Origin of the sequence: Microbacterium sp. CJ77 (assembly GCF_002911615.1) — a bacterium.
In the GTDB taxonomy this organism is placed as follows: domain Bacteria; phylum Actinomycetota; class Actinomycetes; order Actinomycetales; family Microbacteriaceae; genus Microbacterium.
In genome coordinates, this window is the sequence record NZ_PQBR01000009.1 from 17,639 (window position 1) to 30,563 (window position 12,925).

The 12,925-nt window shown below is 68.3% G+C and carries 12 protein-coding genes; all 12 read left to right on the top strand.

Annotation, left to right across the window (positions count from 1 at the left end; all coding sequences use genetic code 11):
• Positions 1 to 295: 295 nt before the first annotated feature.
• Positions 296 to 2,152, top strand: a complete 1,857-nt coding sequence (gene lepA / locus C2868_RS08280) for a translation elongation factor 4 (protein WP_100810583.1) — start codon at positions 296 to 298, stop codon at positions 2,150 to 2,152.
• Between the two features lie 9 nt (positions 2,153 to 2,161).
• Positions 2,162 to 2,812 (top strand): DUF1990 family protein, encoded by a 651-nt coding sequence (locus C2868_RS08285; protein ID WP_100811298.1) that lies wholly within the window; start codon positions 2,162 to 2,164, stop codon positions 2,810 to 2,812.
• A gap of 1 nt (position 2,813) precedes the next feature.
• The gene (gene hemW / locus C2868_RS08290; protein ID WP_100810584.1) at positions 2,814 to 4,031 is read left to right on the top strand and encodes a radical SAM family heme chaperone HemW; all 1,218 of its coding nucleotides are present in this window, start codon (positions 2,814 to 2,816) and stop codon (positions 4,029 to 4,031) included.
• A 117-nt stretch (positions 4,032 to 4,148) separates the two neighbouring features.
• On the top strand, positions 4,149 to 5,189 hold the full coding sequence (gene hrcA / locus C2868_RS08295; RefSeq protein WP_100810585.1) for a heat-inducible transcriptional repressor HrcA: 1,041 nt from the start codon (positions 4,149 to 4,151) through the stop codon (positions 5,187 to 5,189).
• Between the two features lie 48 nt (positions 5,190 to 5,237).
• Positions 5,238 to 6,347: a molecular chaperone DnaJ gene (gene dnaJ / locus C2868_RS08300; RefSeq protein ID WP_100810586.1), complete on the top strand. Its 1,110-nt coding sequence runs from the start codon at positions 5,238 to 5,240 to the stop codon at positions 6,345 to 6,347.
• Complete coding sequence (locus C2868_RS08305) at positions 6,347 to 7,084, top strand: 16S rRNA (uracil(1498)-N(3))-methyltransferase (RefSeq protein ID WP_100810587.1); 738 nt, start codon at positions 6,347 to 6,349, stop codon at positions 7,082 to 7,084. Before dnaJ ends, C2868_RS08305 begins: the two co-directional genes overlap by 1 nt.
• Before the next feature lie 96 nt (positions 7,085 to 7,180).
• Positions 7,181 to 7,474, top strand: a complete 294-nt coding sequence (locus tag C2868_RS08310) for an HIT domain-containing protein (RefSeq protein WP_232711224.1) — start codon at positions 7,181 to 7,183, stop codon at positions 7,472 to 7,474.
• Positions 7,467 to 8,600 (top strand): PhoH family protein, encoded by a 1,134-nt coding sequence (locus tag C2868_RS08315; protein WP_374935768.1) that lies wholly within the window; start codon positions 7,467 to 7,469, stop codon positions 8,598 to 8,600. The genes C2868_RS08310 and C2868_RS08315 overlap by 8 nt, the downstream gene beginning before the upstream one ends.
• Entirely contained in the window at positions 8,597 to 9,070 is a 474-nt protein-coding gene (ybeY, locus tag C2868_RS08320; RefSeq protein WP_100810589.1) for an rRNA maturation RNase YbeY, read from the top strand. Before C2868_RS08315 ends, ybeY begins: the two co-directional genes overlap by 4 nt.
• Positions 9,067 to 10,425, top strand: a complete 1,359-nt coding sequence (locus tag C2868_RS08325) for a hemolysin family protein (protein WP_100810590.1) — start codon at positions 9,067 to 9,069, stop codon at positions 10,423 to 10,425. The genes ybeY and C2868_RS08325 overlap by 4 nt, the downstream gene beginning before the upstream one ends.
• A gap of 46 nt (positions 10,426 to 10,471) precedes the next feature.
• Entirely contained in the window at positions 10,472 to 11,362 is an 891-nt protein-coding gene (gene era / locus C2868_RS08330; RefSeq protein ID WP_100811300.1) for a GTPase Era, read from the top strand.
• A 269-nt stretch (positions 11,363 to 11,631) separates the two neighbouring features.
• Positions 11,632 to 12,925 (top strand): IS3 family transposase gene (locus C2868_RS08335; RefSeq protein WP_374935770.1). Its coding sequence is split into 2 segments (ribosomal slippage), with 1,295 coding nucleotides annotated over them: positions 11,632 to 11,986 and positions 11,986 to 12,925; the frame shifts between segments, so codons are not numbered across the junction. This gene is flagged as partial in the annotation.

Consider the following 12,925-nt stretch of genomic DNA (forward strand, 5'->3'; position numbering starts at 1 on the left):
GGGGGTGGATTCGGAAGCGGATGCTGGTGGCAGGAATCGCCGATTACTCGTCACGTGTCGTCTCCATGTGGCGCGGTCACGATCGTGGAGAGATCGCAGGGGGAACCGGCCGCAGTATTGAGCATTCGGTGCAACCAGACGATCGCGCAAGCATCGATGTGGTGAACAAACTCACACGAGTTGTTCACAAATGATTCGCTGGCGTGTTGCGCGAGGCGCGGGTTACGATGCGCGGCCGGGCATCCGCGGGCAGGTTCTCAGCTGTGCCTACCCGGCCCCGTAGAATCGACCGGACATGTCTCCCCGCGCCCTGAAGCCTCTCGAGCCCGCCGCAACGCCGCCCGAGAACATCCGCAACTTCTGCATCATCGCCCACATCGACCACGGCAAGTCGACGTTGGCGGATCGGATGCTGCAGATCACCGGTGTCGTCTCGGACCGCGATATGCGTGCCCAGTACCTCGACCGCATGGACATCGAGCGCGAGCGCGGCATCACGATCAAGAGCCAGGCCGTGCGCATGCCCTGGTCCGCGCCCGGGACGGGCGAGACTTTCGCGCTGAACATGATCGACACCCCGGGCCACGTCGACTTCACCTACGAGGTCAGCCGTTCACTCGCGGCCTGCGAGGGCGCGATCCTGCTCGTCGACGCGGCGCAGGGCATCGAGGCGCAGACCCTCGCGAACCTGTACCTGGCGCTCGAGAACGACCTGCAGATCATCCCCGTGCTCAACAAGATCGACCTGCCCGCGGCCGACCCCGAGAAGTACGCGAAAGAGCTCGCGAGCCTGATCGGGGGAAAGCCCGAGGACGTCCTGCGCGTGAGCGGCAAGACCGGCATGGGCGTCGAAGAGCTGCTCGATCAGGTCGTTGCGCAGATCCCGGCGCCGAAGGGCGATCCGGATGCGCCGTCCCGCGCCATGATCTTCGACTCCGTCTACGACTCCTACCGCGGCGTCATCACGTACGTGCGCGTGATCGACGGCTCGCTGAGCCCGCGCGAGCGGATTCAGATGATGTCGACCCGCGCCATCCACGAGCTCCTCGAGATCGGTGTCTCTTCGCCCGAACCGACGCCGACCAAGGGGCTCGGCGTCGGCGAGGTGGGGTACCTGATCACCGGTGTGAAAGACGTCCGCCAGTCCAAGGTCGGCGACACCGTCACGAACGCCGCGAAGCCCTCGAAAGAGGCCCTGCCCGGCTACACCGACCCGAAGCCCATGGTCTTCTCGGGGCTGTACCCGATCGACGGCAGCGACTACCCGGTGCTTCGTGAGGCGCTCGACAAGCTCAAGCTGTCGGATGCTTCGCTGAACTACGAACCCGAGACATCCGTCGCCCTCGGTTTCGGCTTCCGCTGCGGCTTCCTGGGGCTGCTGCACCTCGAGATCGTCACCGAGCGCCTCGAGCGCGAGTTCGGTCTCGACCTGATCTCGACGGCACCCTCGGTGACCTACGAGGTCACGACCGACGACAAGAAGACGTACACGGTCACCAACCCGAGCGAGTTCCCCTCGGGCACCAAGATCTCGAGCGTCAGCGAGCCCATGGTCAAGGCCGCGATCCTCGCGCCGAAGGACTACGTCGGCACGATCATGGAGCTGTGCCAGCAGCGCCGCGGGACGCTCCTCGGCATGGAGTACCTCGGCGAGGACCGGGTCGAGATCCGCTACACGATCCCGCTCGGCGAGATCGTCTTCGACTTCTTCGACAACCTCAAGTCCAAGACGGCCGGGTACGCCTCGCTCGATTACGAGCCGAGCGGCGATCAGGAGGCCGATCTGGTGAAGGTGGACATCCTGCTGCAGGGTGAGGCGGTCGACGCGTTCAGCGCCATCGTGCACCGTGACAAGGCCTACGCCTACGGCGTTCTGATGACCGAGCGCCTGAAGAAGCTCATCCCGCGCCAGCAGTTCGAGGTGCCGATCCAGGCAGCGATCGGCGCCCGGATCATCGCTCGCGAATCGATCCGCGCCATGCGCAAGGACGTTCTTGCCAAGTGCTACGGCGGCGACATCAGCCGCAAGCGCAAGCTGCTCGAGAAGCAGAAAGAGGGCAAGAAGCGCATGAAGATGGTCGGTCGCGTCGAGGTTCCGCAAGAAGCCTTCATCGCGGCCCTCTCAGGGGATACCGAGACGAAGGCCAAGTAGGCTCGGATGATGCGGCGCGGGACGTTCAAGGACGACACGGTGAACTACGCGGCGGTCGGTGCCACGCAGGCCGCCGACCTGATGCACTTTCCGCCCGAGCACAGCATCCCGGCCGAAGAGACGCTGCGGATCGGTTCGGGCGAGGCTCGGTTCCAGGCGGCGAGCGAATCGCTGTTGTCGTGGGGTGCCGTGCGCGGCGCGGGGCTTCGGCTGTCGGATGTGCGTCCCGCATCCGGTCCCATGTATTCCGGTGTGAGCTTCGACGAGGAGGGCAACGCCCTCGCGCCCTCGCGCACCGAGGCCGATCAGCGCTTCGACGCCGACGGCACACCGTTCGTGGGCGCCGGCACCAACGTGCACGTGCGCGGACGGATTGCGGGTCTGCGCGCGGATGCCGAACTGCGCGTCATCTTCGTGGTCGAAGAGACGCGCCGGGTCGGGTTCGCGCTCGGCACCGTGGGCGGCTCGGTCGTGCGGGGCGAAGAGTCCTTCATGGTCGAGTGGCTTCCCAACGACGAGGTCTGGTTCACCGTGCGGGCGTTCGATGCGCCCGCGGCGACCGCGTATCGCATGATGACGGGCCTCGTACGTCGTCGTCGTCGCCTGCTCTTCACGCGGTACCTGCAGGCGATCTCGCCGCTCTACACGACCCCCGCCTGACGTGGCCGGCCCCCTTCCCGTCGGCGATCCCGCACCCGCCGACGGAGCCCTGCCGCGGGACCTGCCGCTCGATCCCGCGGCGGATTTCGGCGTGTACCTGCACGTGCCGTTCTGCCGCGTCCGCTGCGGATACTGCGACTTCAACACCTACACGGCGACCGAGCTGCGGGGGGTACGGCAGGATTCCTACGCCGAAACGCTCTCGGGTGAGATCGCGCTCGCGCGCGGCGTGCTCGAGGACGCCGGGGCGCTCCGGCCCGCATCGACGGTCTTCATCGGCGGGGGGACGCCGACCCTCCTGCCCGCGGGCGACCTGGCGCGGATGCTCGGTGACGTGGACGCGACCTTCGGCCTGCGACCCGGTGCCGAGATCACGGTCGAGGCGAACCCCGACACCGTGACATCCGAGGTCGCCGAAACCCTCGCCGCGGCGGGCGTCACCCGCCTGTCGATCGGCATGCAGTCGAGCGTGCCGCACGTCCTGGCGGCGCTCGATCGCACGCACGATCCCGAGAACGTCGCGACCGCCGTGGCGACCGCCCGTGCCGCCGGACTCGCGGTGAGCCTCGACCTGATCTACGGAGCGCCGGGGGAATCGCTGGCCGACTGGACGCGGTCACTCGAGACGGCGCTCGAGCACGATCCCGACCACGTGTCGGCCTACGCGCTGATCGTGGAAGAGGGGACGCCGCTGGCCCGACGCATCCGTCGCGGTGAACTCGTCGCCCCCGACGACGACCTGCAGGCCGACATGTACGAGGCCGCAGACGCCCGACTCGGGGCCGCGGGCTACGACTGGTACGAGGTCAGCAACTGGGCGCGCACACCCGAGCATCGGTCTCGCCACAACCTCAACTACTGGCGCAGCCAGGACTGGTGGGGCTTCGGGCCCGGCGCCCACAGTCACGTCGGCGGACTGCGCTGGTGGAACGTCAAGCATCCGGCCGCGTACGCGCAGCGGCTGGCGCTGGGGGAGTCGCCCGCGGCGGGACGCGAAAGACCGGATGCCGCGGCAACCACTCTCGAGCGCGTGCTGCTCGAGTCGCGCATCCGCGAGGGGCTGGCGCTGGATCGTGTGCCCGGCGCGTCGCGCGTCGCGGTTGCGGGGCTCATCGCCGACGGCCTGGTCGAGGCATCCGATGCTCTGCGGGGTCGTATCGTGCTGACCCTGCGGGGCCGGCTGCTCGCCGACGCCGTCGTGCGGGCTCTGCTGCCATAGGCACGATGCCGTGGCCGGGCACACCGACCGGCATCGGCCGTGCCGCAGCACCGCCCCCATCGCTCGAGGCGTTAGAATTGGCACTCAGACTTCTCGAGTGCCAACGGAAGGGGGATCATGGTCAGCGAACGAGGCCTGCAGGTCCTCCGGGCGATCGTCCAGGACTACGTCTCGACGCACGAGCCGGTCGGCAGCCGCTCGATCGTCGAGCGCCACGCGTTCGGGGTGTCGGCCGCGACGATCCGCAACGACATGGCGCTGCTCGAAGACGAAGAACTCATCGTCGCGCCGCACACGTCGTCGGGCCGCGTGCCGACCGACAAGGGCTACCGCGTTTTCGTCGATCACCTGGCCGAAGTCCGTCCGCTCTCACCCGCTCAGCGCACGGCCATCTCGAGCTTTCTCGGCGGCACCGGCGATCTCGATGACGTCCTGGCGCGCACGGTTCGCGTGCTCTCGCAGCTGACCGGCCAGGTCGCCGTCGTCCAGTACCCGTCTTTCGCGAACGCCCACGTGACGCACGTCGAGCTCGTCTCGCTCGCGCCCCAGCGCCTGCTCATCATCCTGGTCACCGACAACGGTCGCGTGTCGCAGCGGATCGCGCCCCTCACGGTGCCGCTGGACGACGAGGACGTGCCCGTGCTGCGCGGCCGACTCGCCGCTCTGATCACCGGGCTCGCTGTCGGCGCAGCGTCCGAGCGCGTGGATGCCCTGCGTATCGCGGCCGACCCGGCGGCGCCCGTGATCGACACGGCGCTCGTCCAGGTCGCGCACGTGCTGTCGGAAGAGCTCGAAGAGTTCCGGCAGGACCGCCTCGTCATGGCCGGTGCCGCCAACCTCGCCCGCCGCGAGACCGACTTCCGCGGCAGCATCTATCCGCTGCTCGAGGCGATCGAAGAGCAGGTCACTCTCATCCGCCTGATGAGCGAGATGGTCGCCGACAGTCAGGGACTCGCGGCGAGCATCGGACGCGAGAACGAACAGTGGGGTCTCGCCGAGGCCTCCATCGTGACGAGCGACTACGAGACATCCGGATCCATGGCGCGCGTCGGCGTGCTGGGCCCGACCCGTATGGACTACCCGAGCAACCTGGCGGCCGCCCGAGCCGTCGCGCGTTACCTCTCGCGCATGCTCGACGAAGACGAGACGTCCCGCTAAAGGACGCGACCCGATCGGCGCAGCCGTCGGACATCTGTGAAAGGCAACATGGCAGACCACTACGAGGTGCTGGGCGTTCCGCGGGACGCGAGCACCGAAGACATCAAGAAGGCCTACCGGCGACTCGCACGCGAGCTCCACCCCGATGTGAATTCGGGAGCGGATGCGGCGGAGCGCTTCAAGCTCGTCACGCACGCGTACGACGTGCTGAGCAACACCGAAGAGCGCAGCAAGTACGACCGTGGCGGCGACTCGCCGTTCGGCGGTCAGGGCGGCTTCGGCGGGTTCGGTGACATCTTCGAGACGTTCTTCGGCGGTCAGGGCGGCGGTCGCGGGCAGCGTCCCCGGTCGCGTCGCGAGCGCGGTCAGGACGCCCTCGTGCGCGTCACGCTCGAACTCTCGGACGTCGTGTTCGGGGTTCATCGCGACCTCGAGGTCGACACCGCCGTCATCTGCGAGACCTGCCAGGGCTCGTGCTGTCAGGCGGGCACGCAGCCCGTCACGTGCGACATCTGCCGCGGTTCGGGGCACGTCCAGCGGACCGTGCGGAGCCTGCTCGGCAACGTCGTCACGAGCCAGCCGTGCCAGACGTGCCAGGGCTACGGCACGACGATTCCCTACCCGTGCTCGACCTGCCAGGGGCAGGGCCGCGTGCGCTCGCGTCGCACGGTCTCGCTCGACATCCCGTCGGGTGTCGAGACCGGACTGCGCCTGCAGCTGCCCGGCTCGGGCGAGGTCGGGCCGGCGGGTGGACCCCACGGCGACCTCTACATCGAGGTCACGGTCGCCCATCACGAGGTCTTCAGCCGCGAGGGAGACGACCTGCTCGCGACCCTCGAGGTCTCGATGCCCGACGCCGTGCTCGGCACGACGACCACGATCGACGCACTGGACGGACCCGTCGAGCTCGAGATACGCCCCGGTGTCCAGGCCGGTGACGTGCTGACGATCAAGGGCCGCGGCATCACCGCGCTCCGCGGCTCGCAGCGCGGCGACCTGCGTGTCGGTGTGCAGGTCCTCACCCCGACGCGCCTGGATGCGAAGGAGCGGGCCCTCGTCGAAGAGCTCCGCAAGCGCACCAAGGCGCCCGCGCCCAAGCTCGCGCACTTCCAGCAGGGCATCTTCTCGAAACTCCGCGACCGCTTCCGGAACGCCTGATGGCCCTGCATTTCGTCGCCGAGGGTGCGACGGATGCGCAAACCGGAGACACCCTGGCGCTCACGGGCGCAGAGGCCCATCACGCGGCCGTCGTTCGCCGCGTGCGTCCGGGCGAGGACGTCACGGTCGGCGACGGTCGGGGCGTCTGGCTCGACGGGGTCTGCAAGAGCGTCACGCCCAAGGAGGTGACGGTTCGCGTCACGGCACGTCGGGTCGAGCCTCAGCCGAGTCCGCGTCTCGTGCTCGTGCAGGCGCTGGCGAAGGGCGACCGCGACGAGCTCGCCGTGCAGGCGGCGACCGAGCTCGGCGTCGACCGGATCGTGCCGTGGCAAGCCGGCCGCAGCGTTTCTCGCTGGGAGGGCCCGAAGATCGCGAAGGGCGTCACGCGGTGGGAGGCCATCACGCGCGAGGCGGCCAAGCAGGCGCATCGCGCCTGGGTTCCGGAGGTTTCGGCCCCGGTCACGACCAAGCAGCTCGCCGCACGGGCGGCTGAGGCATCCGTTTTGGTTCTCGAGCCGACCGCCGACGCGACGCTCACCGCGCAGTTGCTGAAGCCCGTCGGTGAGCGCGATGTCGTGCTGGTGGTGGGTCCCGAGGGCGGGATCGCGCCGGAAGAGCTCGACGCTCTCGTCGCCGCCGGGGCCGTCCTGGTCCGCCTGGGCGATACGGTGCTGCGTACGTCGACGGCAGGCCCGGCCGCGCTGGCGGTGGCGAGCGCCGCCCTCGGCCGCTGGTAGCCCCGACCGCGCGCGAGCCCCGCTCGGTAGACTGGACGGGTGAGCAGAGAACCCTCGATCTTCACGCGCATCCTGCGCGGCGACATCCCCTCCGAGATGGTGGGCGAGACCGAGAACGTGTTCGCCATCACAGACATCGCGCCCCGCGCCCCCCTGCACCTGCTGGTGATCCCGAAGACAGAGAAGTACCGCGACGTCGTCGAACTCGCCGCGGGCGACCCGGACCTCCTCGCCGAGATGATCGGCCTGGCGAACACCCTCGCGATGCAGCACTCCAACGGCGACTTCCGGCTGGTCTTCAATACCGGCGCCGGAGCGGGGCAGACCGTATTCCATGTACACGCCCACGTTCTCGCGGGCGGACTTTCCGAGAAGAGCGTCAGTGACTGAACCGACCGAAGAGACTTCGTCGGGCGAACAGACCGTCAGCGATCGGGTTCTTGCCGACGGCGTCGCGATGGTGCAGTTGCTCGGCCCGCAGGATCGACTTCTGCGCGTGGTCGAGAAGGAGCATCCGGGCGTCGATGTCCACGTTCGTGGCAACGAGATCACGCTGTCCGGACCCGCGGATGCCGTGGCCGCCGCTCGGACGCTCGTCGATGAGTTGCTCACGATGACCCGCGAGGGCTACAACGTCGCGCCCGCCGACGTCACGTCGTCGGCGCGGCTGCTCGGCGACGACCCTTCGCGCCGTCCCAGCGATGTGCTCGGCGAGGCCATCCTGTCGTCGCGCGGCAGGATCATCCGCCCGAAGACGCTGGGTCAGAAGGACTACGTCGACGCGATCGAAGAGAACACGATCACATTCGGTATCGGCCCGGCGGGTACCGGAAAGACCTATCTGGCGATGGCGAAGGCCGTTCAGGCGCTACAGCGCAAAGAGGTCAGCCGGATCATCCTGACCCGTCCCGCGGTCGAGGCGGGGGAGCGGCTCGGATTCTTGCCGGGCACGCTCAACGACAAGATCGACCCGTACTTGCGCCCGCTGTACGACGCGTTGAACGAGATGATGGATCCCGACATCGTCCCCAAGCTGATGGCGACGGGAACGATCGAGGTCGCACCCCTCGCGTACATGCGCGGCCGGACGCTGAACGACTCCTTCGTCGTGCTCGACGAGGCGCAGAACACCACGCCCGAGCAGATGAAGATGTTCCTGACCCGCCTCGGTTTCAACACGCGGATGGTCGTCACGGGCGACATCACGCAGGTGGACCTGCCGGGCGGATCGTCGGGCCTGCGCCTGGTGACCCGGGTGCTCGACGACATCGACGACATCCATTTCGCCCGCCTGACGAGCGCGGATGTCGTGCGGCACACGCTCGTCGGAAAGATCGTCGACGCGTACACCGAGTACGACGAACAGCGCACCGCCGAACGCTATGAGCGCGAGCAGGCGGCGCAGTTCGCCAATCGCGCCGAGCGCCGGTCGTCGACTCGTCCGATCGGTCCGCGTGACCGCAAAGCTCCGAACCATCAGTCCTCGGATCGCAAAGCCCAGGGAGGGCGCTCGTGACCATCGAGATCACCAACGAGTCCGGGGTGACGGGCATCGACGAGACGAAGCTGCTGCGGCTGATGGAGTACAACCTCGCAGAGCTGCACGTCAGCCCTGAAGCGGATGTCGCCATCATCCTCGTGGACGAGGGTGCGATGGAGGCCCTGCACGTGCAGTGGATGGATGAGCCGGGCCCGACGGACGTCCTGAGCTTTCCGATGGACGAGCTGCGACCCGGCACGGAAGACATCCCGACACCACCGGGTCTGCTCGGCGACATCGTCCTCTGCCCGCAGGTCGCCGAGACGCAGGCGCGTGACGCCGGTCACACGACCGAAGACGAGTTGCTGCTGTTGACGACTCACGGCCTCCTGCACCTGCTCGGATTCGATCACGCCGAACCCGAAGAAGAGCGCGAGATGTTCGGTCTGCAGCGCGATCTGCTGATCGGCTTCTCGGTGCGCGAGCGGCGCCGTAAACCCGCATGACCGCCCTTCTCCTTCTCCTCGCAGCCCTCTTCCTTGTCGCGTTCGCGGGCCTCATGGCCGCGCTCGACGCGGCGCTGAGCGTCACCTCGCGCGCCGACCTGGCCGAGTGGGCGCTGACGGCGCGGGCGCGTCGCTCGTTGCGGGCGATCGCCTCCGACAGCGACGCCCACCTCAACGCGGTGGTCTTCATCCGCATCCTGGCCGAGACCGCGGCCGCCGTGTTCGTCACGGTGTCGCTGACGATCCTGTTCGACTCGATCTGGTGGGCGATGCTCGCCGCGGTCGTCCTGATGACCGGAGCCTCGTTCGTGCTCGTCGGGGCGAGTCCGCGCACGGTCGGTCGTCAGCACGCCGAGGGACTGCTGCGCGCGTGCGCGCCGATCGTGCGGTTCGTGCGCATCATCCTCGGCCCGATCGCCGGGGCTCTGGTCGCGCTCGGCAATCGCGTCACGCCGGGTCGTCGCCGGGTCGCGTCGTTCGCGTCCGAACAGCAGCTGCTGAGCATGGTCGACGAGGCCGCCGAGGCGGACCTGATCGAAGACGAGGACCGCGAGCTCATCCACTCGGTCTTCGACTTCACCGACACGTTCGTGCGCTCGGTCATGGTGCCGCGTACCGACATGGTGACGCTGGATGCCTCGGCGACGACCGACGACGCGATGAGCCTGTTCCTCAGCACGGGGGTCTCGCGCATCCCCGTCACCGAGGGCAGCGACGATGACATCGTCGGCATCCTGTACCTGAAAGACCTGGTCCAGTCGGGTTTCGGTGCGGGAGACGGATGGCGCACCCAGGGCATCCGCAAGATCCTCCGGCCGGCGAGCTTCGTTCCCGAGTCGATGATGGCCGAGACCCTGTTGCAGCAGATGAAGCGTGACGCCGTCCATGTCTGCATCGTCGTCGACGAGTACGGCGGCATCGCCGGGCTCGTGACACTCGAGGACCTCATCGAAGAGCTCGTGGGCGAGATCGCGGACGAGTACGACGTGCCGCAGAACGAGATCGTCGAGCTGAGCCCGGGCCGGTATCGCGTGAGCGCCCGCAGCTCGCTGGACGACATCGGTGACCTGTTCGGGATCGAACTCGACGACGATGACGTCGACTCGATCGGTGGTCTGCTGGGCAAGGTGCTGGGTCGCGTTCCGCTGCCGGGTGCCGAGGCGACGCACGAGGGCATCGTCATGACCGGGGGCGCGTCGCGCGGCCGGGGTCGGGGCATCGCGACGGTCTTCGTCGAGCGGTCGCCGGAACTCATCGCCGCGGAAGAGGCTTTCGCCGCCGAGACGAACACTGGTCCGATCGAGAAGGTCGGCGCGCCCGAGGGGCGCAAACGAAAGGGAGAATCCCGTGACTGATGCGGTTTCGCACGATGGCGCGGGGGACGGATCGGGAACGGGTGGGATTCCGCTCCGGAGTGGCTTCGTCACGTTCGTCGGACGCCCCAACGTCGGCAAGTCGACGCTGACGAATGCCCTGGTCGGCGAGAAGATCGCGATCACGAGCGAGAAGCCGCAGACGACGCGCCGGGCCATCCGGGGCATCCTGAATCGCCCCGCCGGTCAGCTCGTCATCGTCGACACTCCCGGTATCCACAAGCCGCGGACGCTGCTCGGCGAGCGCCTCAACCACCTGGTCGACCAGGTGCTCGGCGACGTCGACGTGATCGCGTTCTGCGTTCCGGCGACCGAGAAGGTCGGGCCCGGCGACCGCCGTATCGCGGAATCCCTCGACGGCTATCGCCGGGCGAAGAAGGTTGCGCTGGTGACGAAGACGGATGCAGCCTCGCGCGAGCAGATCACCGAGCGGTTGCTCGAGGTCGATGCGTTGCGTGAGGACTGGGCCGCCGTCATCCCGCTGTCCGCCGAGGCGGGCGAGGGGCTCGAGGTTCTCGCCGACGAGCTGCTGTCGCTCATGCCCGAGGGTCCGGCGCTCTATGGCGCCGATGTGGTGACGGATGAGTCGACCGAGGACCGCATCGCCGAGACCATCCGCGAGGCGGCGCTGCAGGGTGTGCGCGACGAGTTGCCGCACTCGATCGCGGTGACGATCGCCGACATCCTGCCCCGCGAGGACTCGGACCTGATCGACGTCTACGCCGACCTGGTCGTCGAGCGTGACAGTCAGAAGGCCATCATCATCGGACACCGGGGCTCACGGCTCGCGGATGTCGGGGCTCGGGCGCGTGCGCAGATCGAGCCGCTCATGAAGTCGCGCGTGTACCTGCACCTGCACGTCCGGGTGGCGAAGGAGTGGCAGCGCGACCCGAAGCAGTTGGGCCGCCTGGGCTTCTAGGTACGGTTTCGCCCGTCGGCACGAATGCAGGCAAACACCGGGGCGGGCAGAAACGTGCGGTATCCGCCTGTGCTCGTGTAATCGCCTGTCTCCGTGTGCAAGATGCGAGCGGGTGTGCCCCGGGGTGCTGCGTTACGTCCGCCGACCGACCAGGTCGAGCAGGCGCGTGCGGGATGTGGTGACCGGACGCCACCTGGGACGGGCCCTGACCCCAGTTCTTGGACACGCTGAATCCAGCATTTTGCTGGGGAAGCGAGATGATCAGAATCATGGTTAGGAAGAACTACTCCGACGGGTTCCGGCGGCAGGCCGTGGACTTGTACGAGTCCACTCCCGGGGCGACGGTGCGTGGCATCGCCGCTGATCTCGGGATCGAGCGCGGCACGTTGCGGCTGTGGCTGGAGCGGCACGGGACGGGCCGGAAGACGGCTGCGGACGGCACCGCCGCGCGCAGCCCGTTCAAGGCGTCGGCGACCTCGCCGACGGCGGATGCGGGGGCGGATGAGACGCCCGCGCAGCGCATCGCACGCCTGGAGGGGCGGGTCGCGCAGCTGGAGGTCGAGCAGGTCAAGCTCGTCACCGAGCGTGAGATCCTGCGGCAGGCGGCCAAGTATTTCGCGGGGGAGACGAACTGGTGAACCGCTTCCAGTTCGTTGAGGACCTCTCAGCCACCTACCCGGTGAAGCGGTTGTGTCAGCTCGTCGAGATCACGAGGTCCTCGTTCTACGCATGGCGGGCCGGCGCCGCCGCCCGGCGGGCGCGCGCCGCGGAGGACGACGTTCTGGCGGGGCGGATCCGCGCCGTCCACGAAGGCGACAACACGATGGGCGCGCCACGGATCACCGCCGAGCTCAATGACGGCGCCGCGCCGTCCGAGCGGGTCAACCGCAAGCGGGTCGCCCGCGTGATGCGAGACAACGAGATCCACGGGTACCAGCGCAAGCGGCGGGTGCGCACCACCGTCCCCGAGCCGTCGGGACAGGTCGTCCCCGACCTGCTGAAACGGGACTTCACCGCCGAGGCGCCGAACCAGCGGTATGTCGGCGACATCACCTATCTGCCGCTGGCTGACGGGCAGAACCTGTATCTGGCGACCGTGATCGACTGCTGCTCGAGACGGCTGGCCGGGTGGGCGGTCGCGGACCACATGCGCAACGAGCTCGTCGAAGATGCGCTGCGTTCGGCGAGGCTGACCCGCGGCAGGCTGACCGGGTCCGTGTTCCACTCGGACCACGGATCGGTCTACACCTCCAAGGCCTACGCGGGACTGTGCAAGCGGCTCGGCGTGACACAGTCCATGGGCGCGGTGGGCACGAGCGCTGACAATGCCCTCGCGGAGGCGTTCAACGCGACGCTCAAGCGCGAGGTCCTGCAAGACCGGGCCGTGTTCGCCGACGAGGCCTCCTGCCGTCGCGAGGTGTTCCGGTGGCTCGTGCGCTACAACAACACCCGCCGCCACTCCTACCTCGGCTACATCGCGCCCGTCGCATTCCGAAGCCGAACTCACCGCCGCTACGCTACCGATAGCGGCATAATCCCACCCCGTGTCCAAGAACCGGGGGC